Here is a 23,487-nt window from a genome sequence, read left to right on the forward strand (position 1 = left end):
CGTCGCGGTGACGGGGCCCTGCCCACAGGTCACTTGGTGTTGATGACCTTGTCGATCGCGGCGTCCGCTGCCTTCGCGGCGTCCGCGACCGACTTCTTGCCGGTGCCGATCTCCTGCAGCATGGTCTTGAGGGTCTGGGCCTTCTCGACCTGGCCCCAGCCGGGCGCCATGGGCACGAACCAGTTGGACTCGGCGGCGGTGGCCGGGACGACCGTCTTGGGGTCGTTCTTCAGGGTCGCCAGGTCGGTCTTGTTGTTGGGCAGGTTGCCCTTGGCGAGCAGACCCTTCTGGCCCTGGGCGCCGGTGAAGGCGTTGATCCACTCGGCCGCGACGTCCTGTGCCTTGGACTTGACCGGGACGGCCAGGTCGGAGCCGCCGAGGAAGACCGGGAGGGCCTTGCCGTTCGGGCCGGGCATCACGAAGTTCTCGAGCTTGTCGGCGAGCTTGCCGACCTTGTCGTTCTCCGGGGCGGCGGCGGTGCCGCCCTCCCAGGCCGCGCTGAAGATGGTCGCGGACTTGCCCTGGCCGAAGACGACCGGACGGTCGGACTCGTCCTTCGTCTTGTCGCCGTGCATGTACTTGTCGAGGATCGACTTGTACGTGTTGAGGCCCTTGAGGGACTCGGGCGAGGAGAGGTTGGCCTTCCACTGGTCGCCGTCCTTCTTGGCGATGGAGCCACCCGCGTCGTACACGAAGGACATCGCGGCGTACCAGTCGGGCGAAGGCTGGTACCAGGCGCTGAACTTGTCGCCCTTCTTCTCCTGGATCTTGTCCAGCGCGGCGGTGAGCTCCGCGTACGTCTTCGGGGCCGTCTTCACGCCGACCTCGGTGGCGATGTCCTTGCGCCAGGTGCCGACACGACCACCGGCGTAGTACGGGACACCGAAGGTCTTGCCCTCGTACGTGACGGACTCCTTGAGACCGTCCAGCCACGCGTCCGACTGCTCGAACTTCTTCGGGTCGACCTCGGCGAACGCGCCCTTGGTCATGTAGCCGAGCATCTCGGTGTTGCCCATCTCGACCACGTCCGGGGCCTTGTCCGTGGCGAGGACGGCGTCGAGCTTGGCGTTCTTGTCCGGCCAGCCGTAGTACTCGTGCTTGATCTTGATGCCCGGGTGCTTCTTGACGACCGCCGCGTCGGCGGCCTTCACCAGATCCGGCCAGTTGTTCTGCGCGTCGACCGTGAGCCAGACGGTCAGTTCCTTGGCGTCGCTGCCGGCAGCCTTGTCCCCGCCCTTGTCCGAATCGCCACAGGCCGCCAGGCCGATCATCATGCCCGCGACGCCTACCGCCGCGATGAGCTTGCGCTTCACGCCACCCTCCTCAGGGATGCCTGCAACCCCCCGCCCACCGCGAAGACATACGACGAGTACTGCTCGTGGGGCTGGGACCTGGTCTTTAATGGTTTAGACCAGTACCCGGAGCTTGGCCTAGACCTTTAGGGGTGTCAAGGGTGTATAAGAAGGGCAGTCGGGTCCGTTATCGGACCGACACCTGAGGGCAGGCGAGGATCCCGTGACCGTGCCGTGCCACCATGTGAGCCGCGACAGACGGAGGAGCCGGTGACGGCAGCAGCACAGGAGTCGGGAAGGCGGGCCATGACGACGGACGGGGGCGGCACCGAAGCCGAGGGCGGGGCAGTGGCCCGCACCGCGCGCGTGCCCAAGTACTACCGGCTCAAGCGCCACTTGCTCGACATGACCGAAACGCTTCCGCCCGGCACGCCCGTGCCGCCGGAACGCACGCTCGCGGCCGAGTTCGACACCTCGCGCACCACGGTGCGCCAGGCGCTTCAGGAACTGGTCGTCGAGGGCCGCCTGGAGCGCATCCAGGGCAAGGGCACCTTCGTGGCCAAGCCCAAGGTCTCGCAGGCCCTCCAGCTCACCTCGTACACCGAGGACATGCGGGCCCAGGGCCTTGAGCCCACCTCGCAGCTGCTGGACATCGGCTATGTCACGGCCGATGACACGCTGGCCGGACTGCTGGACATCTCGACCGGCGGTCGGGTGCTGCGGATCGAGCGGCTGAGGCTCGCGAGCGGCGAGCCGATGGCGATCGAGACGACACACCTTTCGGCCAAGCGCTTCCCGGCGCTGCGCCGCAGCCTGGTGAAGTACACCTCGCTCTACACCGCGCTGGCGGAGGTGTACGACGTCCATCTGGCCGAGGCCGAGGAGACGATCGAGACCTCGCTCGCCACCCCGCGCGAGGCCGGGCTTCTCGGCACGGACGTGGGCCTGCCGATGCTGATGCTCTCGCGCCACTCGCTGGACGCGCAGGGCGAGCCGGTGGAGTGGGTGCGTTCGGTGTACCGCGGGGACCGGTACAAGTTCGTCGCGCGGCTTCAGCGCCCGCAGGCCGAGTAGGGCACGTGGTCTAGCACGGGTCGCCTTCCTGCTCTACGGTCCTCCCGTCATCGCAAGCGACGGGAGGACGACCACGTGCGTTCATCTCGGACGGACCGCCAGAAGCCGGACCCCGCAACGGGGATGTTCTGCTGCTGACGAGGCGTTACGCCGAGTCGTTGCCGTACCGATATGCGGACGCGGGTGACGCCGGTCGAACCCTCCCCTAGATTTCCTGCGCAATACACCTGGTGTTGCGCGAGGGGACGGAGCCCGCCGTATGTCAGAAGTGACGGAAGTGACGGACGAGAAACAACCAGTGATCACGCCGGTGCGCGTGATCGTCGCCCTCTGCCTCGTCGCGCCGTTCGTCGCGATGCTCTGGGTGGGCTCGTACGCGAAGACCGAGCCGACGTTCGTCGGCATGCCGTTCTTCTACTGGTACCAGATGCTCTGGGTGCTCATCTCCACCGCGCTGACCATGATCGCTTACAAGCTGTGGCAGCGCGACCAGCGTGCCCGCAAGGGGGGTGCGTCGAAGTGAACGACGGCGTGAACGGCGTCGCACTCGGCGTCTTCATCTTCTTCTTCCTGGCCGTCACCGTCATGGGCTTCCTCGCCGCGCGCTGGCGCAGGGCCGACAGCGACAGCCTCGACGAATGGGGGCTGGGCGGCCGGTCGTTCGGCACCTGGGTCACCTGGTTCCTGCTCGGCGGCGACCTCTACACGGCCTACACCTTCGTCGCCGTCCCCGCGGCGATCTACGCGGCGGGCGCGGCGGGCTTCTTCGCCGTGCCGTACACGATCCTCGTCTACCCGCTGATCTTCACCTTCCTGCCACGGCTGTGGTCGGTCTCGCACAAGCACGGCTACGTCACCACCTCGGACTTCGTCCGCGGACGCTGGGGCTCGAAGGGCCTGTCGCTGGCGGTCGCCGTCACCGGCATCCTGGCGACGATGCCGTACATCGCGCTCCAACTGGTGGGCATCCAGGCCGTACTCGACGTGATGGGGGTCGGTGGCGGCGAGGCCACGAACTGGTTCGTCAAGGACCTGCCGCTGCTGATCGCCTTCGGTGTGCTCGCGGCGTACACGTACTCCTCCGGACTGCGTGCCCCGGCGCTGATCGCCTTCGTCAAGGACACGCTGATCTACATCGTCATCGCGGTGGCGATCATCTACATCCCGGTCAAGCTCGGCGGCTTCGACGACATCTTCGCGAAGGCGGGCGACGCGTTCGCGCAGATCAACCCGGCGACCGACAAGCCACGGGGCGCACTGGCACCGGCCGAGGCCGGCCAGTGGGGTTACGCCACACTGGCACTCGGGTCCGCCCTGGCGCTGTTCATGTATCCGCACTCGATCACGGCGACACTCTCCTCGCGCAGCCGTGACGTGATCCGGCGCAACACCACGATTCTGCCGCTGTATTCGCTGATGCTGGGCCTGCTGGCGCTGCTCGGCTTCATGGCGATCGCGGCGGGCGTGAAGGTGAAGAACGGTCAGCTGGCCATCCCGCAGCTGTTCGAGAACATGTTCCCCGACTGGTTCGCCGGTGTCGCCTTCGCGGCGATCGGTATCGGGGCGCTCGTGCCGGCGGCGATCATGTCGATCGCGGCGGCGAATCTGTTCACGCGCAACATCTACAAGGACTTCATCAAGCCGGACGCGACGCCCGCGCAGGAGACCAAGGTCTCCAAGCTCGTGTCGCTCCTGGTGAAGGTCGGCTCCCTGGTCTTCGTCCTGACAATGGACAAGACGGTGGCCATCAACTTCCAGCTCCTGGGCGGTATCTGGATCCTCCAGACCTTCCCCTCGCTGGTGGGCGGCCTGTTCACCCGCTGGTTCCACCGCTGGGCGCTGCTGGCCGGCTGGGCGACGGGCATGATCTACGGCACTGCGGCGGCGTACGGAGTGGCCAGCCCGACGCAGAAGCACTTCGGCGGCTCGTCCGCGGAGATCCCCGGCTTCGGCGAGATCGGGTACATCGGTCTGACGGCGTTCGTGCTGAACGTGGTGGTGACGGTGGTGCTGACGTTCGTACTGCGGGCGGTGAAGGCGCCGGAGGGTGTCGACGAGACGTCGCCGTCGGACTACACGGCGGACGCGGGGGATCCGGGCGTGAAGGCGGAACTGCCGTCGGCGACGGCGGGCGCGGGTCACTGACGGTCCGACGGTCGGGCTTGGCACGAGGGCCGCGGCGGTCCCCTGGCGGGGGGCGGGGTTCGCGGCCCGGCCGCACATGCTCCGGCGCTCCGCGATCACGCGATGGGTCCGCTCCGGGGTGCCCAGGGACGTGGCCCAGAACATGGCCGGGCAGCGCACAGAGTAATCGAATGAACACACATCGTTTGATCTTCAACGTGTCGCCAGGTCAGCAGAGTTGACGCTCAGCGGCGATGAACAGCCAGATTGCCGCATCAGTCAGGGGCAAGCTGCACCCGTGTGGGTGACGGCGGGGAGTCTCAGCCCTGGCGGACGTCGCGGAGCGACGTCATGAGTGCGTCGAGGTCTCCGCTGTAGGCGATCACTTCCTAGGCAATCTGCCTACTTCAAACGCCCTCTAAGCGGTCCTCGGAGCCACGGACGGCTACGCCGAGTACGCGGATGCCGCAGGATGTGCGCGACGGGTGGCCGAGGCCCATCTGGAGGCCCGCGGGATTCGCACAACCCAATCGGGATCGGCTGGCCGAGCGGCTGGTCGGCCAGCCACTCGCCGACGGCAAGCGAGGACCGCGCCGACGCGCTCGGGTCCAGCGGGCCGGCCCGCATGCGGCAGCTGGCGACCGAGGCGCTCAGGCGCAGGCCGGCCGGCGGAGCGGTGCCTGCTGGAACGCCTGGTCAAGGCTTAGGATTCCCCCGTCGCTATCGCCTGCCGCTGGCGTCCTCTGTTTCGAAGACCCGCCGCAGTGAGCGGCAGGCGCCGTCGAGATGTGCTCGCATGCGGCCGACCGCCTCGTCGACGTCTGCGGCCTGTAGCGCCTCCAGTGTCCGGCCGTGTTCGGCGACGATGCGTTCGCGTCCCAGGGTGTGCTGCGTCTGGGCCATGCACAAATGCACTTCCCCCTTGATACCCCGGTACAGCCTGCTGAGCCGGGGGCTGCCTACGGCGTCGATCAGGGACTGGTGGAAACGCAGGTCCGGTTCGACGAAGGCGCTGTGGGGCGCGTCGTCCCCCAGCCGCTCCAGATCCGTGATCGCGCGCTCGGCGGCGGTCACCGGGACGGTGCCGCGCTCCACCAGGACCCGTACCGCCTCTGTTTCCAAGGGGGTGCGGATCAGGAAGAGGTCCTCCACGTCCGCGCGGGTCAAGCGGGGGACGTAGGCGGCCTTGTTGGCCTCGCGGTGCAGGAGTCCCTCGTACACCAGGGCGGTGATGGCGCTTCGGGCCGTGGGCCGGGAGACGCCGTACTCGTTCGCGATCTCGGTCTCGGCGAGGGTTGTACCAGGGGGAATCTGCCCGTCGAGCACGCGGTCGTGCAGCGATGCGGCGAGCGCCTCGACGACCGAGACGGTGGACAGCCTGAGAGCGGCGTCCTGGGCCATGAGCACCTCCGTGAGGGAACAGATCCATTGTCGCAGATGTCAAGTCAGGCCTATTGACAGACAACAAATTATTGTCTGACAATCGCTCTCATCGGGTGAACGGGGGCCTCGAAGAGCATCTGTAAAGGCAAGGAGCTCGTCATGGCCGACTCCCCGCGCGCTGTCGACCCTGCCGTCGGGTCGGCCGGAAACCGTGCGCCAGACGCCGCGCCTGCCCTGGTCGCGCCGGTGGACTAGCCAGGGGCACGTCATGAACAAGTCGAACGAAGGCGCGACTGCCCGCTCCGGATGGATGCGGCCCGAGGCCGCCGAAGAGGTCCTGCCGTTGCCGCGCATCCTTGAGGCACTCGCCGCCGTACGCCGCCGCGTCCGCGCCGTCCTGACCGACTGGGACCTTGCGCCCGAGGTCGCGGACGACGCCCTCCTCGTGGTCTCGGAGATGATCACGAACGCGGTCATGCACGCTCTCCCGCCGGCCACCCTGCGACTGTCCCGCGTCACGGGTCACGGCGGCTGCACTCTGCGCGTCGAGGTCACCGACGCCGGTCCGGCGGCACAGCGCCGGCGAGGGGTCCGCGACACCCTGCCGGAAGAGCACGGCCGCGGGATCGCGATCGTTGCCGCACTGTCTTTCCGGTGCGGCGCCCGTGTCCATCCGGGCGGGGTCACTCGATGGGCGGATCTCCGCGTGGCGTGAGCCGACCCCGCGACGCGGACGGCAGCGTCGTCGCAGTGAAGGTCTGGGTCCCCGGCAGGCGGTCGCGGCTACGGCCGAGAAGTACGCCTGCAGATGTCACGCCGGAACCATTGACAGACAAGAGCGATTGTCAAACAATCGGCGGCACCTTCAGGGGTGACGGGGGCCACAAGTAGGCCATCGCAAGAGGCAAGGAGCTCGACATGAACGGTTACCAACAGGTTTTCGACCCCCTCGCAGGGTCACTGGGGTGGAGCGCGCTGTGCGCCGCGCTTCCCCTGGTCATGCTGTTCGTGCTGCTGGGTGGTCTGCGCTGGAAGGCGTGGAAGGCATCGCTGATGGCTCTCGCCGCGGCCCTCGGCGTGGCGGTCTTCGCCTATGAGATGCCTGTGGGCCAGGCGGCTCTGGCAGCGGGGGAGGGAGCCGCCTTCGGCCTGTTCCCGATCATCTGGATCGTGCTGAACGCCCTGTGGATCTACAAGCTCACAGAGCTCACAGGGTGGGACGCAGTGCTCCGGCGGGCGTTCGGGTCGCTGTCGGCCGATCAGCGCGTGCAGGCGGTGATCATCGCTTTCTGCTTCGGCGCGCTGCTGGAGGCGCTCGCCGGCTTCGGTACCCCGGTGGCGGTCTCCTCGGTGATGCTGATGGCGGTCGGGCTGCGGCCGATGAAGGCCGCCACGGTCTCCCTGGTGGCCAACACGGCACCCGTGGCGTTCGGTGCCATCGCGGTGCCGATCACCACCCTGGCGAAGATCACCGGCCTGGACGCCGCGGACCTGGGCGCGATGGTGGGGCGACAGACGCCGCTGCTGGCTCTGTTCGTGCCGCTGCTGCTGGTGTTCATGGTGGACGGCAGGCGCGGTGTGCGGCAGACGTGGCCGGTGGCCCTCGCGGGCGGTTTCGGATTCGCGGCCGCCCAGTTCATCAGCGCCAACTTCCTCTCCTACGAGATCGCCGACATCGTGGCGGCCTTCGCGGGCGCCCTGGCCGTCGTCGTAACGCTGCGCGTCTGGCAGCCCAAGGAGACGCTGGCGGCGCAGGGCCAGGCGCCGGTCCTCGTCGGGGACGCGTCCGCCGACGCGGTGGTCTCCGAGACCGTGGACCGGCGCAGACGCACGGGTGAGGGATCCGCTCTGATGGCGTTCGCTCCCTACCTGACGGTGGTGGTGCTCTTCGCAGTGGCCACGTTCGGACCGGTGAAGACCTGGCTTGAGGCCCACTCGGGGTGGAAGTTCGCCTGGCCCGGCCTGGACGTGGTCAACGCCTCCGGCAAGCCGCTCGCCTCCGCGACCTTCAACTTCAACCTGCTCAACTCCGGTGGCACGATCCTGCTGCTGGCCGGTCTGATCACCGCCGCGATCTACGGCATCGGGATCACGCGGGGCGCCCGCGCGTACGGGGGCACCGTGCGGCAGTTCCGCTGGACCGTCGTCACGGTCATGGCGGTCCTCGCCCTGGCCTATGTGATGAACATGTCCGGGCAGACCGTCACGCTCGGTCTCTTCCTGGCCCAGACCGGCGCGGCGTTCGCCCTGCTCTCTCCCATCGTCGGCTGGCTGGGGGTCGCCGTCACCGGCTCCGACACCTCCTCCAACTCCCTGTTCGGTCTTCTGCAGCTCACCGCGGCCCAGAAGACCGGCATGTCCCCCTACCTGCTCGGCGCGGCCAACACCACCGGTGGTGTGCTGGGCAAGATGATCTCCCCGCAGAACCTGGCCATCGCTGCCGCGGTGGTGGGGCTGGAGGGCCGCGAGGGCGAACTCTTCCGACGTGTGGTCGGATGGGGCCTCGGACTGCTCGGAGCGGTCTGCCTGCTGGTCTATCTGCAGTCGACACCGGTGCTGGACTGGATGGTGGTGCGCTGATGACCCGCACGGACCTGGCCCGAGACCTAGCCGCTCTCGTCGGGCCGGAACACGTACGGGTGGACCTCGGCGCTCTGGCCGCCTACGCCCGCGACGCCACACCGCTCTTCCACGCCCTGCCGCAGGCGGTGGTGCTCCCCGGCAGCACCGACGAGGTCGCGGCCGTCCTCCGCTACGCCACCGAGCACGACATCCCGGTCGTGCCACGCGGAGCCGGCTCCAACCTGTGCGCCGGCACCGTGCCCCTGACCGGCGGCATCGTCCTCGTCCTGACCCGGCTGGACCGCATCCTGGAGGTCAGCGCCGCAGAACTACTGGCCCGCGTCCAGACCGGGGTGACCACAGCCCGCCTCGCCGACGCCGCGGCCCGGGCCCGGCTGCTTTACGCGCCGGACCCCGGAAGCCGCACCGTCTCCACCGTCGGCGGCAATGTGGCCACCTGCGCCGGCGGCCTGCGCGGGCTGAAATACGGAGTCACCCGCAACTACGTACTCGGCCTGGAGGCCGTCCTGCCCACCGGCGAGGTCATCCGCACCGGAGGGCGGCTGTGGAAGGACGTGGCCGGCTACGACCTGACCCGGCTGCTGACCGGCTCCGAGGGCACCCTGGCAGTGATCACCGAGGTCACCGTGGCGCTGCTGCCCGCCCCCGCGGAAACCGGCACCGGCGTCGCCTACTTCGCCTCCCTCGCCGACGCCTCCCGGGCCGTGGCGGCCGTCATCGCCTCCGGCATCGTCCCGGCCACGCTGGAGTTCCTCGACCGCAAGTGCATCGCGGCGGTCGAGGAGTTCGCCGGGCTCGGCCTGCGACGGGACGCCGGGGCGCTGCTGCTGTTCGGCGACGACGGCACAGCCCAGGCCGTGGCCGCCAACCTCGCCCGCATCCAGGAGGTATGCACACAAGCCGGCGCGCTGGAGGTCACCCTCGCCGAGGACGTGGCCCGCGCCGACGCCCTGCTGGCCGCCCGCCGCTGCTCGCTGCCGGCCCTCTCCCGCCTGGGCTCACTGACCATCCTCGAAGACGCCACCGTGCCCCGCCACCGGCTCGCCGAGATGGTCGACCGCATCGACGAGATCGCCGCCCGCCACGACTTGACGATCGCCACCTTCGGGCACGCCGGCGACGGCAACCTCCACCCCACCTGCGTCCTCGACCCCGACGACCACGCGGCCATCGACCGCGCGCACCAGGCGTTCGCGGAGATCTTCGCCACCGCCATCGCCCTGGACGGCACCATCACCGGCGAACACGGCGTGGGCGCTGCCAAGCTGCCCTACCTGGCTGACAGGATCGGCGCCGACCAGATCGCACTGCTGCGCCGCATCAAGAAAGCCTTCGACCCGGCAGGGATCCTCAACCCCGGAAAGCTCGGATCATGACCGACCCCACCAACGTCAACGACGCCAGCCGGACCGGGCACGGCCACACCGGCGGCGGCACCTCTGCGACCGGTCCGGCCGCCGGGCCGGAGCCGGAACAGGGCCGCGGCATCTTCGACAAGAACTTGCTGGACCGGTGCATCTCCTGCGGATTCTGCCTGCCGGCCTGCCCCACCTACGCCCTCACCGGCGAGGAGACCTCCTCTCCTCGCGGCCGTATCACCCTGATGAGAGCGTTGGAAACAGGCCGCCTCGACGAGGACGACCCGACCCTGACCGAGGAATCGTCCTTCTGCCTGGGCTGCCGTGCCTGCGAGACCGTCTGTCCCGCCGGAGTGGAATACGGGCAGATGCTGGAACAGTGGCGTGACCACCAGTGGCGCGGCCGCAACCGGCCCTGGATCGCACGCATCCTGATGGCGCTGGTCTCGCACCCCGGGCTGCTGCGGCTCCAGGCCCTCGTACGCCACGCCCGCGACGGCGGCAACCCCGCCGAGCAGTCCTCCCAGACCGCGACAGAACCCACATCCCTGATGCTCGGCTGCGTCGAACGAGGCCTGTACCCCAAGGTCTCCCGCGCCGTCCAGAAGCTGTGCCCCGAGATCACCGTTCCCTCCCGGCAGGGCTGCTGCGGCGCACTGCACGCCCACAACGGCGATTCCCGCACCGGCGAGGCACTGGCCCACGCCCTCGGCGAGCAACTCCCCGGCACCATCGTGACCACCGCCGGCGGATGCGCCGCCCACCTCGCCCACCACCTGGGCCGGGACCGGGTCCGGGAGCTGAGTGAATACCTCGACAGAGCCGGACACCGGCCCACCGGCCAGGTCGCGGTCGACGGGCGCAGGGCCAGGGCCACCCTCCAGGACTCCTGCCACCTGCGCAACGGACTCGGAGTGACCCGTCCGCCCCGGGACCTCATCGCCGCTGTCGCCGACTACGTCGAGCTGCCCGGCGCAGGCGAGTGCTGCGGAGCCGCCGGCACCTACGCGATGCTGCGGCCGTCCGACAGCCGCGCCCTACTGGACCCGAAACTCGACGCCCTGGACCGCATGGACGTGGACTACATCATCGCCGTCAATCCCGGCTGCCTGCGCCAGCTCCAGCAAGGACTGCGCCGCCGACGCTCCCGCGTCCGGGCCGTGCACCTCGCCGAGTTCCTCGCCATGGCGCGCGAACCCAAGCCCGCCGACGAGGCCGAGACCGGGAAGTCCTGAGGAAGCCGATGCCCACCGACTACGCCTGCCATGCCGCAACCGAACGCGCGGCACAGAGCCTCGGACGGCTGCGGGCCTTCCTCCAGGACGGCCCCCCGCACACACGAGCAGCGGACGACCCCGCCGGGCGGTCAGCGGGCGCGGCAGTACTGTTGGCCTTCCTCGACGGGCTCCACGCCGACCTCACGGGCACGCTGAGCGAATGGCACGCCGGCGTCGGCCACCGGGTCCGCAGAGCCCTCGGGCTACCCGCCACCGGGGCTGACAGTCCCGGCGACGGCCCCGTCCCGCCGCCGAGCGGCTGGGCCCTCGTGCAGGCCAAGGCCCACGAGGTACTCACCGTCCTGGCCGGCCCCTCTCGCGCCGGCCCCGCCCGACCAGGGGAGTTGCCGAGCCGGCTGAACCTGGTGGAGGACACGTTCGCAGGAGCACTGCGCGGAATGGCCGTCCCACCCGAAGCGTCGGTGGCATGCGCTGCTGAACTGGCGGCCGCCGCCGGTTCGCTGTTCGGGATCCGCCCCGCACCTTCCCCACCACCGCCTCCCCAGCCTCCGCCTCCCCCGCAGCCGCCCCGGCGCGCGCCGAGAGGCGTGTCCCTCCCGGCGCAACTGCCCGACTGGACGGGTGGCTTGCCATGAGTCCTCACTTCCTGCGCAGCCGGCGACCGGCCCGTACACCGGTTCCACGCCCGCGTACGGCAGAGGAGACCCACATGACGCCGGTGAACGGCGAGTTCCGGTCGGCGCGGACAGGCCGTGGTGCGGGCCGGGCAAGTGCTTGCGCGTCGAGTCCCGGCAAGGCCAGTGAGACCACGAAACTCAGCAGGGTGCGCCCCGCTTCACCTTGATCGGAGGTCAAGAGGAAGGGCAACTACTGAGGCTTGCCGACCGGGGCAGCGCTGGCCTTGCTGGAGCTGCATACAGCAGTGGCACGACACACCCAACGCGCACCGCAGACGAGAGTCACCGCCCAGGCCCCGTCTGGAGTAGACGGCCGCTGCGGAGACTTGCCTAACTTGCCAGAACCGCTTCTTAGCCCATTCACCTGTAACTTCACTTGACAAACCTAGATAACCACTGCGGCCCTTTGGCTGTGCGGGGGTTGTTTCCCCACCCCGCCCCTTCCCTCAACTGGGGCTCCGTCCCAGCCCCGCTCACATTCAGCTTGACTCTGTCGGGGATCTTGGAGTTTCGCGGTGCGGCAGCATGATCAACGGGCATGCTCGGGTGGTTCCGATGACCGATGCAGCTGTCGAGGTGCCCGTTGTCGCTCCGTCCTCGTTCCGGTGAGCAAGTCCCGCCTCTGACTGCGCAGATCGCGCGGGCGAGCAACCCGGGTGGTACGACGGCGATATGGGTGCGCGACCGGCTGGACGGACTGTGGTGTGACGAGGACTTCGCCGCCTGGTACCCACGTGACGGGCGTCCGGGTCTCTCCCCTGCCCAGTTCAGCCCGTCCGGCGTTTGAGGACATGCGGCCGAAGGTCGCATCCGGCGGGGTGGGCAGCAGCCCGCCGCAGGCACACCGCGTACCCCGCACCCCGCGCGCCGTAGCCGCCCCGACACAACATGTGGTGGGTGCGGCAACTCCCCGCCCCCACATGTATGCTCGTCCTCGCTGTCGCCGCAGGGGAATCCGGTGTGAATCCGGAACTGTCCCGCAACGGTGTGATGCGGTGCGCTTTGTCGCGCCCCACCAGTCCGAAGACCTGCCGACGGTGCATCCGGCTCGACCGAACCGGGTGCCGAGACGTCCGGGCCTCGCGGTTGGGCCGGTGGACGCGGTGAGCCGTTCCCTGTGACGCGCGCCCGTGCCGCCTTCCCCCGCCGGCCCAGAGCCGAGCGAGGGAGAGCACCACGTGACCATCGCGCCAGCCGATCCGGCTTCAGGCATCTGCGAGCAGGTGGCCGACGGCCCCGGGACCGCGCTTCTGCGGACCCTGACCGGGCTCACCGCCGATCTGCCGGACACCGACCCGGGCCGTGTCGCCGCCGCCGCGCTGCGCGGCCGGCACGCCGGTTCGGACGCGGCAGAGCTGCGGAGCCTGGCCACCGACGCGGCGGCGGGGCTGATCTCCGAGGACCCGGCCTACTCCCGGCTGGCGGCCCGTCTGCTGACCCGTCATATCGCCGACGAGGCAGCCGGACAGGGCGCGGTCTCCTTCTCGGCCTCGGTCGCGGTCGGCCACCGCGAGGGTCTGATCGCCGACCGCACGGCCGAGTTCGTGGCGCTGCACGCCGCCCGGCTGGACACGCTGATCGACCCGGACGCGGACGACCGCTTCGGCTATTTCGGGCTGCGCACCCTCTACAGCCGCTACCTCCTGCGGCATCCGATCACCCGTCAGGTGATCGAGACGCCGCAGTACTTCATGCTGCGCGTCGCCTCCGGCCTGGCCGCGGACAACTCCGTGCACGCCCTGGAGGAAGTTGCCGCGCTCTACCGGCTGATGAGCAGGCTCGACTACCTCCCCTCCTCGCCCACCCTCTTCAACTCCGGGACCCGTCACCCTCAGATGTCGTCCTGCTACCTGCTGGACTCTCCGCTGGACGAGCTGGACTCGATCTACGACCGCTACCACCAGGTCGCTCGCCTGTCCAAGCACGCGGGCGGCATCGGCCTGTCGTACTCCCGTATCCGTGCCCGCGGTTCGCTGATCCGCGGCACCAACGGGCACTCCAACGGCATCGTGCCGTTCCTGAAGACCCTCGACGCCTCGGTCGCCGCGGTGAACCAGGGAGGCCGGCGCAAGGGGGCCGCCGCGATCTACCTGGAGACCTGGCACGCGGACATCGAGGAGTTCCTGGAGCTGCGCGACAACACCGGTGAGGACGCGCGGCGTACGCACAACCTCAACCTCGCGCACTGGATCCCGGACGAGTTCATGCGCCGCGTCGAGGCCGACGCCGTCTGGTCGCTGTTCTCGCCCGCCGATGTGCCCGAGCTGGTCGACCTGTGGGGCGACGCGTTCGACGCCGCGTACCGAAGGGCGGAGGCCGACGGCCTGGCCCGCAAGGCCATCCCCGCCCGCGAGCTCTACGGCCGGATGATGCGTACGCTCGCCCAGACCGGCAACGGCTGGATGACCTTCAAGGACGCCTCCAACCGCACCGCCAACCAGACCGCCGAGCCGGGCCGGGTCGTGCACAGCTCGAACCTGTGCACCGAGATCCTCGAAGTCACCGACGACGGCGAGACGGCGGTCTGCAACCTCGGCTCGGTCAACCTGGGTTCGTTCGTCACGGGCGACGGCATCGACTGGGAGCGCCTCGACGAGACCGTCCGTACCGCCGTGACCTTCCTCGACCGGGTCGTCGACATCAACTTCTACCCGACCGAGCAGGCGGGCCGTTCCAACGCCAGGTGGCGTCCGGTCGGCCTCGGCGCGATGGGTCTGCAGGACGTCTTCTTCAAGCTGCGCCTGCCCTTCGACTCCCCCGAGGCGAAGGCGCTCTCCACAAGGATCGCCGAGCGGATCATGCTCGCCGCGTACGAGGCGTCCTGCGCGCTCGCCGAGCGCAACGGCCCGCTGCCCGCCTGGTCCGAGACCCGCGCGGCCCGTGGCGTCCTGCACCCCGACCACTACGACGTCGAGCTCAACTGGCCCGAGCGCTGGGACGCCCTGCGCGCGCGGGTGACGAAGAGCGGCATGCGCAACTCGCTCCTGCTTGCCATCGCACCGACCGCGACGATCGCCTCGATCGCGGGCGTGTACGAGTGCATCGAGCCCCAGGTCTCCAACCTGTTCAAGCGCGAGACGCTCAGCGGTGAGTTCCTCCAGGTCAACGCCTACCTCGTGGAGGAGCTGAAGCAGCTGGGCGTATGGGACGCGCAGACCCGCGAGGCGCTGCGCGAGTCCAGCGGCTCGGTGCAGGGCTTCAACTGGATCCCCGAAGACGTCCGCGCGCTGTACCGCACGGCGTGGGAGATCCCCCAGCGTGGCCTGATCGACATGGCCGCCGCCCGCACTCCGTTCCTGGACCAGTCGCAGTCGCTGAACCTGTTCCTGGAGACGCCGACCATCGGGAAGCTCAGCTCGATGTACGCGTACGCCTGGAAGCAGGGCCTGAAGACGACGTACTACCTGCGATCCCGCCCGGCGACCCGGATCGCCCGCGCCGCCCAGTCGCAGGCGGCCATCCCCGTGCAGCAGGCATCCGCGCCCGACGCCGACGCGATCGCCTGCTCCCTCGAAAACCCCGAGTCCTGCGAGGCCTGCCAGTAATGAGCACCACCGAGAACACGACTGTGCCTGACAAGAACCTGCTGGACCCGGGCTTCGAACTGACCCTGCGTCCGATGCGCTACCCGGACTTCTACGAGCGCTACCGCGACGCGATCAAGAACACCTGGACCGTCGAGGAGGTCGACCTCCACTCCGACGTCGCCGACCTCGGCAAGCTCACGCCGGGCGAGCAGCACATGATCGGCCGGCTGGTGGCATTCTTCGCGACCGGCGACTCGATCGTCTCCAACAACCTGGTGCTGACGCTCTACAAGCACATCAACTCCCCGGAGGCGCGGCTGTACTTGAGCCGCCAGCTCTTCGAGGAGGCCGTGCACGTCCAGTTCTATCTGACGCTGCTCGACACCTACCTCCCCGATCCGGATGACCGTGCGGCCGCGTTCGACGCGGTGGAGGAGATCCCCTCCATCCGCGAGAAGGCCCAGTTCTGCTTCAAGTGGATGGACTCGGTCGAGAAGATCGAACGGCTGGAGACGCAGGCCGACCGGCGGCGATTCCTGCTGAACCTGATCTGCTTCGCGGCCTGCATCGAGGGGCTGTTCTTCTACGGCGCGTTCGCGTACGTCTACTGGTTCCGCTCCCGCGGCCTGCTGCACGGCCTGGCCACCGGCACCAACTGGGTCTTCCGCGACGAGACCATGCACATGAACTTCGCCTTCGAGGTCGTGGACACGGTTCGCAAGGAGGAGCCCGGGCTCTTCGACGACCAACTCCAGCAGCAGGTCACCGACATGCTGAAGGAGGCGGTAGAGGCGGAGCTGCAGTTCGGCCGCGACCTGTGCGGCGACGGTCTGCCCGGCATGAACACCGAGTCGATGCGCGAATACCTGCAGTGCGTCGCCGACCAGCGGCTCACCAGGCTCGGCTTCGCCCCGGTCTACGGCTCGGAGAACCCGTTCTCCTTCATGGAGCTGCAGGGCGTCCAGGAGCTCACGAACTTCTTCGAGCGCCGTCCGTCCGCCTACCAGGTGGCGGTTGAGGGTTCGGTCGGCTTCGACGACGACTTTTAGGGTCTGTCGTTTGGAACAGCCCGGATCAGTGAGCGAACCCGGCAAGATCCGAACGACAGACCCCAGGCCTCAGTTCTGGGCCTCACAGGTCTCTCCCGTCACGGGGGGACGGGAGATGCGGCCGGGCGGCTGCAGGGGTGCATCCGCCCGGCCGTGGCGCACGAGCGTCCGCGACGGGACCGCTGTACGGACCCGCGAGCGGGCCGGCGCGCTGGCGAGCGGACTGACCGGCTCGCTGACTGGCGGACCGACCGGCTCACTGGCCGCGGAACGACGCCGGGCCTCACGCAGCTCGGCCTGCAGCAGCCTGGCCCGGCGCACATCCGCCCGGCCCAGCTCGGCCTCGCGCAGCTGGCGGTCGACGATCCGCTCCCTGGCCTGTCCCACCAGCGCGGGAAGAAGGATGAGCCCGAAGAGGGCGATTACGAAGAGGTAGTCGAGGAATGTGTTCATGCCGTCCACTGTCGTCCTCGCGCGCAAAGAAAGTCAGTGGCAGGACTGTCATGAAACATCGAATTGCTGCCACAATGGTTCCATGCTGAACAACGTGGCCGCCGTCCTCATGGAGGACGTGCATCCCTTCGAGCTCGGGGTCGTCAGCGAGATCTTCGGCCTCGACCGCAGCGACGACGGACTGCCCGTGTACGATTTCGCGGCGGTCTCCGCCGAGGGTCCCGTCCTGCGCACGCATGCCGGGTTCACCATCAGCACTCCGTACGGCCTCGAACGGCTGGAGGACGCGGATCTCATCGCCGTGCCCACCGGCGGCTCGTACCCGACACGCGCCTATCCGCAGGAGCTGCTCGACGCGCTGCGACGCGCCGTCGACCGCGGTGCGCGTGTGCTGAGCGTCTGCACCGGCGCTTTCGTCCTCGGTGCCGCCGGCCTTCTCGACGGCCGGCGCTGCACCACCCACTGGCGGCACGCCCGTGCCCTGGCCGAGCGCCATCCGCGGGCCCTCGTCGACCCCGATGTGCTGTACGTCGACGAGGGGCCGGTGATCACCTCCGCGGGCACCGCGGCGGCGATCGACGCCTGCCTCCATGTCGTACGCCAAGAGCACGGCCCCGAGGTCGCCAATGCCATCGCGCGCCGCATGGTGGTGCCGCCGCACCGCGACGGCGGCCAGGCGCAGTACATCGACCGCCCGCTGCCGCGCACCTCGTGCGACACGGTCGGTGGGGTGCTGTCGTGGATGGAGGAGCATCTGGACGTCGAGCTGACCGTCGAGCAGCTCGCCGCCCGGGCCCACATGTCCCCGCGTACCTTCGCCCGCCGCTTCCAGCAGGAGACGGGCACCACTCCCTACCGCTGGCTGCTGCGCCAACGGGTGCTGCTGTCACAGGAGTTGCTGGAGACGACGGACGAGACGGTGGACGCGATCGCGGGGCGCGCCGGATTCGGCAATGCAGCCGCCCTGCGCCACCACTTCCTTCGGACGCTCGGCACCACTCCGCACGCCTACCGCCGTACATTCCGGGGCGACCCGCTGCACGTCGCGTGACGCACCGCCCCGTATCAGTCGTTGGGGACGGTCTCGTAGCGCGGCGTGCCCTCTTCCATCTGGCGCAGCGCGTCCTTGCGGTCCCGCTTGGAGAGCCGGTCGATGTACAGGTAGCCGTACAGATGGTCCGTCTCGTGCTGGAGGCAGCGGGCGAAGTAGCCCGTGCCGCGCACCTTGATCGGATTGCCTTCGGCGTCCTGGCCGCGCACCATCGCATAGTCGGGGCGGGCCAGCGAGGCGTAGGCGGTCGGGACGGAGAGGCAGCCCTCGTTGGAGTCGTCGAGAATGCGCAGCTCCGGCGGCAGCTCTTCGAGCACCGGGTTGCAGACGACACCCGTGTGACGTACACCGTCGTCGTCGGGGCAGTCGTACACGAAGACCTTCAGGTCCACGCCGATCTGGTTGGCGGCCAGGCCCACGCCCTCCGCCGCCTTCTGGCTGGCGAACATGTCGTCGATCAGCGCCGCGAGCTTGTCGTCGAACGCGGTGACGTCCTTGCATTCCTTGTGGAGCACCGGGTTGCCGACGACCGTGATCGGGCGGGCCGTGCCGCGCTCGCGGTACGCCAGCTCGCGCTCCTCGCAGTTCTCCGTGTCGACGACGAAGCCGTCGTTCACCTGCTCGTCCGTCTGCTGCTGCGCCATGGCCGCTTCTGCGCCTTCCTGGGAACCCGAATCGATCCCGTACAGCCTACGGCCAGCGGTCAGCAGACTTCTTCGAGATCCCGCCACTCACGGCTGCCCGGGCTGTCGGCGACCCAGCCGTCCAGCAGGCCCCGGACCAGTCCGGCGGGGGCGGCGATCCCGCACTCGCGCTCCGGCGACCACAGATCGCCCGCGGTGCGGTGGCCCAGCGGTCCCGGGTGGCCCGGCTCGCTGTGGTCGTGCGGGTCCAGATGCTCACCCTCGCCCTCGGCGCTGGGCATCCGGCTCTCGGAACAGGCCCGGCACAGCAGCCGCACGGAGGAGGACCAGTCCTCGGCGGCGAAGCCGGCGTCGGAGGCGAGCCGCTCCAGGGCGTCCCGGTCGGCCTCGGTCGCGGCCTCCAGCAGAACCACCCAGGTGGGTACGGGAGAGGGCGCCCAGAGCTCGATCTCGTCGAAAACAGGGTAAGAAGGCCCCGCGGTGGTGGTCCGCTCTCCGTGGGGCACACCGTCGTGGAGGACGACCTCGCCCCAGCGCCGCCCGGAGGACGGCAGCGGGATCGAGAGCACTTCTATCCGTGCCGGATCGAGCCTGCGGCCCCACACCACCTCGGCCTCGCCCTCGGGCGACAGCCGTACGGCGGCGCTGCCGAGCTCCATGCCGACCGGCTCGCCGTTCGCGGCGGCAGCGCCGGGCACCTTGAGTCCGTAGGCCTGCCAGGCGCGGCGGGCCAGCGGCCAGTCCTGAAGGGCGGTGGCGGCGATCCCGACGTTCCACCAGTCGGGGGCGCCGGTCTCCTTGTCCAGCAGCGCGACGGCCCGCAGGCCGGCGGCGCGGGCCTGCTCCCAGTCGTGCCGGAACTTGTGCAGAAGTGCCAGGTTGAACCAGGACTCCGAGAGCCAGGGCTCCAGGTCCGCCGCCCTTGTCAACAGCGCGCCCGCGTCCTCGTACCGGCCGTCGCCGATCAGCGTGAACGCGCGGTCTGTGGCCTGCCGCCACGAGGCGGAGGGCCGATGCCGTACCTTCCCGAAGATCCTCACGATTCCCGCCTGCCGGTCGCTCGGGTCACTGCCCCCGGACACGTGCTTTGTGCCTTCCTTCGCATCCAACCATGCCGAGCTGGAGACTCGCTCATTACCCATGGGTTACCCAGGCGGCACTGGGGCCAGACCGCCTCGGGCGAGGACTCTCGCCAGCGATTCGACGACCTGTGGCTCGTAGTCCCGCCCAGTGCCCAGACGCAGCTGTTCGAGTGCGCCGAGCGCTCCGCCCGCTGTTCCTCCGCTTCCCCCGGTGAGATCGTCGTATGCGTTGACGGCGCGGACGATCCGGGCGGGCAGTGGCTGTTCGCGATACGGGTCGGCCTGCAGCTCGACAACGACCGCGACGGCGGCCGGGACGCCGGTCTGGCGTACAACCGCGCCCCCCAGCAGGGCTATCCGCCGCTGCTCGGCGACGGGCAGCAGGGCGGTGGCCCCGTCCGGAACGGGGTCCAGCAGCGAGAGCTGCCCGATGTCGTGCATCAGGGCCGCGTACTCCAGAACGGTCAGATCAGCACCCGAGAGCCCCAGCTCGCGCCCTACGGCCGTGCAGAGCGCCGCGACCCGGCGCGCATGGCCGGGCTGTGTGTATCCCGCGATCTCGGTGGACCGCGCAAGGGACGCGATGGTCTGCCGGTAGGTGGTCCGCACGGCCGCGTACCGGCGGAAGGACAGCTGTGTCAGCAGCAGCGGCACGCAGAACACGGGCAGCGCCCAGAGTCCGGCCACGGCGACGGCGAGCGCCATCACGGCTCCGGTCGCGCAGACGGCCGACCCTATGCCGAGGAGAGCTCTGAGCTCGTCGCGCAGCAGTGGTGTGTACGGGACGGGGCTGCCTCCCCTGCGCCCGGCGCCGCGGGAGAGGGTGCGGGCATGCAGCATCGCGGCGGCGAGTACGGCGTCGCACACGGCGGTCAGCAGGAGCAGGACGACGAGGAACAGCGCGTAGTACGCCCCGTGCCCGATCCAGCGCCCCAACTCGCCGGAGTTGTACAGCGGCTGGAAGCACGCGGCGGCGAAGCCGACGGTCAGCACCCGCCGCGCCACATGATCGAGCGCGGGCCCACTGCCCCGCGCCACATGGGGCACGGCACCGACGAGCGCGGCCGCGACGACGACAGGGACGACTTGCAGCACGCCGTGCGTCGTGGGCCGCCCGGCGCATTCTCCGAGCAGCGCGTACGCGAGAGCTCCCGCGGCGCCGAGGGGCGCGGGTTCGCGCTCCCCCGGCAGGGCACCCCAGCGGGCGATCTCCCCGACGGCGATGAACGCCCCGAAGGCCAGGGCGATTGCGGGCTGCTCGAGTCCCTGCCACAAGGTCAGGGCGAAGGCCCCGCCGGTGAGCAGAGCGGCGGCGGCGTACACGCCGCGAACGGCGCCCCCGGCCATCAGGCTCACCCCGGCCCGCCCGCGGGGTTGTCGCGCTCCGGCAGGGGCGCACGGACCTGCGCACGGACCGGGACCCGGACCGGCGGCTCCGGCTCCGGCCCCGGCTCCCGCTCCGGCTGTGGCGAGACGTTTCCGCGCGCCGCTCCGGCGACCGGCTCGTCCGACGTCACCGAGGTCTCCCAGCCGTGCCGCGCGAGCGCCTGCGCCAGCGCCCACACCATCTGCGGGTCGAACTGCGTCCCCGCGCACCGCTTCAGCTCCTCCAGCGCCGCGGCCACCGGCCGCGCCCGGCGGTACGAACGCGTCGAGGTCATCGCGTCGAACGCGTCCGCCACCGCGACGACCCGCGCGAACTCGGGGATCTGCGGCCCCACGAGACCGTACGGATATCCGCTGCCGTCCAGCCGCTCGTGGTGATGCAGGATCGCCGCCCGCGCCTCGCCCAGAAATCCGATCCCGCGCACCATCTCGTGCCCGTACTCCGGGTGCAGCTCGATCATCCGCCGCTCCTGCGGCGTCAGCGGACCGTCCTTGCGCAGCACCCGCGTCGGCACCCCGAGCTTCCCCACGTCGTGCAGGATCCCGGCGAACCTGAGCACCTCCAGGCGCCCCTCGTCCATGCTCAGTTCGCGCGCGATGAGCACGGACGCGCGCCCGACCCGCTCGCTGTGACCGCGGGTGTACTTGTCCTTGATGTCGACGGCCTGCACCAGCGCCCGTATCGTCGCCTGATGCGCGGCCCGCTCACGGTGGTACTGCGCGAAGATCCAGCAGGAGATGTACATCGGCAGCAGGACGAGCAGCGCCGACAGCGGCCCGTAGGGACTGCGCCACAGCACCGCCATCATCAGCCCTGCCAGCCCGTGCACGAGGTGTGGCGCCAGTGAGCGCAGCAGCAGCCCGCGCCAGGCACCGCGTACGGGCAGCTGTTCCGCGGTGGCGAGGATGCCGCCGTCGAGGGCGGTCAGCACCAGACAGAACGCGAGTGCTCCGGCCGCGGTGGGCAGCAGCACATAGGGAAAGTCCGGTGCGCGCAGCGTCTGCCCACCACCGAGCGCCAGATACGCCTGCGCCGCGCCCCAGGTCGCGAGGGAGAGCCGGGCAGTGCGCCAGATCCGCCGTACGCCCGCGGGGCGCTGGTCCACCCGGCCCAGCAGCGCGCCGGGCACGGCGACGAGCGCGGCCGCGGGGGGCGGCAGCAGAAAGGCCGCGGCGAGCAGTACGGGGAAGAAGGACCCGGCGCCGACCGGCACCCGGTCACCGGGGCAGCGGCAGCGGGCGGGCAGCTCGCACACCGCGTACAGACCCGCGAGCAGCAGCAGCGCGCTCCAGGGCACCGAGGTGCCGGGGCGCACGGCGGGCAGCAGCGGCAGCGCGCATGCGACGGCGCAGAGCACGGCACCGAGAATGTACGCACGTGCCGCCGCCGGTATGACAGTCACCGCCCAGCCCCCTCCTCAAATCGAGCGCCAGGCTAGCGAGTTGAGGGGTGAACGGCGGGCGGATGCGCTTCGTTCGCACGCACGGGTGACACGTGGGTGAACATACGAGCAGGGTGTGCCGCGAGAATCGCGGCACACCCTGCACACGTGTACGAGCTCGTGCTCGTCGGCTACTCCTGGGCGAGGCCCGGCAGCTCCGCGCCCGTGATCGTCACATCCTGGTCGGGCACGGCCTGCCCCGAGCGGATGAGATCGATGCGCCCCAGGACCTTGGCCCGCAGATCGCTGGGTACGTCGTCATGTCCGCAGCACCGCTTGACCAGCTTCTTCACGGCCTTCTCGAGACCGTACTTCTCCAGGCACGGCGAGCACTCCTCGAAGTGCACCTCGAACTTCACGCAGTCGCCCTCGGGCATCTCACGGTCGAGAAACTCATAGAGATGGTCCAGGACCTCAGAGCAGTCCGTCTCGTGCGGCTCTCCGCAGCTCATGAGCCCGAGCCTTTCGCTTCGTTCGACTCCCCCGCACCGGCGGGTACGAGTCCGCGCTCGCGCGCGTAATCCTCAAGCATGCCCCGCAGTTGACGACGGCCCCGGTGCAGGCGGGACATCACCGTCCCAATGGGTGTTCCCATGATGTCCGCGATCTCCTTGTACGCAAAGCCCTCTACGTCGGCGAGATAGACCGCAATACGGAACTCCTCGGGAATGGCCTGCAGCGCCGCCTTGACGTCCGAGTCCGGCAGATGATCGAGGGCCTGCGACTCCGCGGAGCGCAGCCCGGTCGACATGTGCGACTCGGCGCGCGCGAGCTGCCAGTCCTCGATCTCCTCGGCGGCACTGCGCTGGGGCTCGCGCTGCTTCTTGCGGTACGAGTTGATAAAGGTGTTCGTGAGAATCCGGTACATCCACGCCTTGAGGTTCGTGCCCTCACGGAACTGGTGGAAGGATCCGTACGCCTTGGCATACGTCTCCTGCACGAGATCCTCGGCGTCAGCCGGATTACGCGTCATACGCAGCGCGGCCGAGTACATTTGGTCGAGGAAGCCGAGAGCGTCCCGCTCGAAACGGGCGTTGCGCTCGGCAGCGGTCTCCTCGGGCTGCCCCGCCTGGCCGTCGTCGGTCCCTGCGTCGGTCCCAGTGACCGGACCCACCTCCTCCAAC

The 23,487-nt window shown here is 69.6% G+C and carries 20 protein-coding genes and 1 riboswitch; of the genes, 11 read left to right on the forward strand and 9 right to left on the reverse strand.

Going from position 1 to position 23,487, the window contains the following annotated elements; genetic code table 11:
• Positions 1-29 precede the first annotated feature (29 nt).
• Entirely contained in the window at positions 30-1,313 is a 1,284-nt protein-coding gene (locus tag FBY35_RS11865) for an extracellular solute-binding protein (RefSeq protein WP_142213762.1), read from the reverse strand.
• A 285-nt stretch (positions 1,314-1,598) separates the two neighbouring features.
• Between FBY35_RS11865 and FBY35_RS11870 the strand changes: the two genes are divergently transcribed.
• From FBY35_RS11870 to mctP, 3 genes are all read left to right on the forward strand, one after another.
• Positions 1,599-2,366: a GntR family transcriptional regulator gene (locus FBY35_RS11870; protein WP_142215025.1), complete on the forward strand. Its 768-nt coding sequence runs from the start codon at positions 1,599-1,601 to the stop codon at positions 2,364-2,366.
• Between the two features lie 259 nt (positions 2,367-2,625).
• On the forward strand, positions 2,626-2,889 hold the full coding sequence (locus tag FBY35_RS11875) for a DUF3311 domain-containing protein (RefSeq protein ID WP_142213763.1): 264 nt from the start codon (positions 2,626-2,628) through the stop codon (positions 2,887-2,889).
• Positions 2,886-4,511 (forward strand): monocarboxylate uptake permease MctP, encoded by a 1,626-nt coding sequence (gene mctP / locus FBY35_RS11880; RefSeq protein WP_142213764.1) that lies wholly within the window; start codon positions 2,886-2,888, stop codon positions 4,509-4,511. Before FBY35_RS11875 ends, mctP begins: the two co-directional genes overlap by 4 nt.
• A gap of 699 nt (positions 4,512-5,210) precedes the next feature.
• Here the strand turns inward: mctP and FBY35_RS11890 are convergent.
• Positions 5,211-5,891, reverse strand: coding sequence for a GntR family transcriptional regulator (locus FBY35_RS11890; protein ID WP_142213765.1), 681 nt, complete (start codon positions 5,889-5,891; stop codon positions 5,211-5,213).
• A gap of 250 nt (positions 5,892-6,141) precedes the next feature.
• Between FBY35_RS11890 and FBY35_RS11895 the strand changes: the two genes are divergently transcribed.
• From FBY35_RS11895 to FBY35_RS11930, 7 genes are all read left to right on the forward strand, one after another.
• Positions 6,142-6,588, forward strand: coding sequence for an ATP-binding protein (locus tag FBY35_RS11895; protein ID WP_260848590.1), 447 nt, complete (start codon positions 6,142-6,144; stop codon positions 6,586-6,588).
• A 203-nt stretch (positions 6,589-6,791) separates the two neighbouring features.
• A complete protein-coding gene (locus FBY35_RS11900; RefSeq protein ID WP_142213766.1) occupies positions 6,792-8,453 on the forward strand; it encodes an L-lactate permease in 1,662 nt (553 codons plus the stop codon).
• Positions 8,453-9,832, forward strand: coding sequence for an FAD-binding oxidoreductase (locus FBY35_RS11905; RefSeq protein WP_142213767.1), 1,380 nt, complete (start codon positions 8,453-8,455; stop codon positions 9,830-9,832). The genes FBY35_RS11900 and FBY35_RS11905 overlap by 1 nt, the downstream gene beginning before the upstream one ends.
• Positions 9,829-11,049 (forward strand): (Fe-S)-binding protein, encoded by a 1,221-nt coding sequence (locus FBY35_RS11910; RefSeq protein WP_142213768.1) that lies wholly within the window; start codon positions 9,829-9,831, stop codon positions 11,047-11,049. Before FBY35_RS11905 ends, FBY35_RS11910 begins: the two co-directional genes overlap by 4 nt.
• 8 nt (positions 11,050-11,057) lie before the next feature.
• Positions 11,058-11,687, forward strand: coding sequence for a hypothetical protein (locus FBY35_RS11915; RefSeq protein WP_142213769.1), 630 nt, complete (start codon positions 11,058-11,060; stop codon positions 11,685-11,687).
• A 949-nt stretch (positions 11,688-12,636) separates the two neighbouring features.
• Positions 12,637-12,780: riboswitch (cobalamin riboswitch) on the forward strand.
• A gap of 127 nt (positions 12,781-12,907) precedes the next feature.
• Complete coding sequence (locus FBY35_RS11925; RefSeq protein WP_142213770.1) at positions 12,908-15,274, forward strand: ribonucleoside-diphosphate reductase subunit alpha; 2,367 nt, start codon at positions 12,908-12,910, stop codon at positions 15,272-15,274.
• Positions 15,274-16,305 (forward strand): ribonucleotide-diphosphate reductase subunit beta, encoded by a 1,032-nt coding sequence (locus FBY35_RS11930; RefSeq protein WP_142213771.1) that lies wholly within the window; start codon positions 15,274-15,276, stop codon positions 16,303-16,305. The genes FBY35_RS11925 and FBY35_RS11930 overlap by 1 nt, the downstream gene beginning before the upstream one ends.
• A gap of 69 nt (positions 16,306-16,374) precedes the next feature.
• On the opposite strand, the gene FBY35_RS11935 is transcribed toward FBY35_RS11930, so the two are convergent.
• A complete protein-coding gene (locus FBY35_RS11935; protein WP_142213772.1) occupies positions 16,375-16,758 on the reverse strand; it encodes a hypothetical protein in 384 nt (127 codons plus the stop codon).
• An 82-nt stretch (positions 16,759-16,840) separates the two neighbouring features.
• Between FBY35_RS11935 and FBY35_RS11940 the strand changes: the two genes are divergently transcribed.
• Complete coding sequence (locus FBY35_RS11940) at positions 16,841-17,809, forward strand: helix-turn-helix domain-containing protein (protein ID WP_142213773.1); 969 nt, start codon at positions 16,841-16,843, stop codon at positions 17,807-17,809.
• Positions 17,810-17,823: 14 nt separating this feature from the next.
• Here the strand turns inward: FBY35_RS11940 and def are convergent, their stop codons facing one another.
• The 6 genes from def to FBY35_RS11970 form a co-directional block, all read right to left on the reverse strand.
• Positions 17,824-18,453: a peptide deformylase gene (gene def / locus FBY35_RS11945; protein ID WP_142213774.1), complete on the reverse strand. Its 630-nt coding sequence runs from the start codon at positions 18,451-18,453 to the stop codon at positions 17,824-17,826.
• 59 nt (positions 18,454-18,512) lie between these two features.
• Positions 18,513-19,493 carry a hypothetical protein gene (locus FBY35_RS11950; protein WP_142215027.1) on the reverse strand — a complete coding sequence of 327 codons (981 nt, stop codon included), beginning with the start codon at positions 19,491-19,493 and terminating at the stop codon, positions 18,513-18,515.
• Between the two features lie 105 nt (positions 19,494-19,598).
• Entirely contained in the window at positions 19,599-20,882 is a 1,284-nt protein-coding gene (locus tag FBY35_RS11955) for an HD domain-containing protein (protein ID WP_142213775.1), read from the reverse strand.
• 5 nt (positions 20,883-20,887) lie between these two features.
• Positions 20,888-22,324, reverse strand: a complete 1,437-nt coding sequence (locus tag FBY35_RS11960; protein WP_142213776.1) for an HD-GYP domain-containing protein — start codon at positions 22,322-22,324, stop codon at positions 20,888-20,890.
• Between the two features lie 170 nt (positions 22,325-22,494).
• Positions 22,495-22,815, reverse strand: coding sequence for a mycothiol system anti-sigma-R factor (gene rsrA, locus FBY35_RS11965; RefSeq protein ID WP_142213777.1), 321 nt, complete (start codon positions 22,813-22,815; stop codon positions 22,495-22,497).
• A complete protein-coding gene (locus FBY35_RS11970) occupies positions 22,812-23,477 on the reverse strand; it encodes a sigma-70 family RNA polymerase sigma factor (protein ID WP_222123125.1) in 666 nt (221 codons plus the stop codon). Before FBY35_RS11970 ends, rsrA begins: the two co-directional genes overlap by 4 nt.
• Positions 23,478-23,487 lie beyond the last annotated feature (10 nt).

The sequence above is a fragment of the Streptomyces sp. SLBN-118 genome (genome assembly GCF_006715635.1).
Taxonomy (GTDB): domain Bacteria; phylum Actinomycetota; class Actinomycetes; order Streptomycetales; family Streptomycetaceae; genus Streptomyces.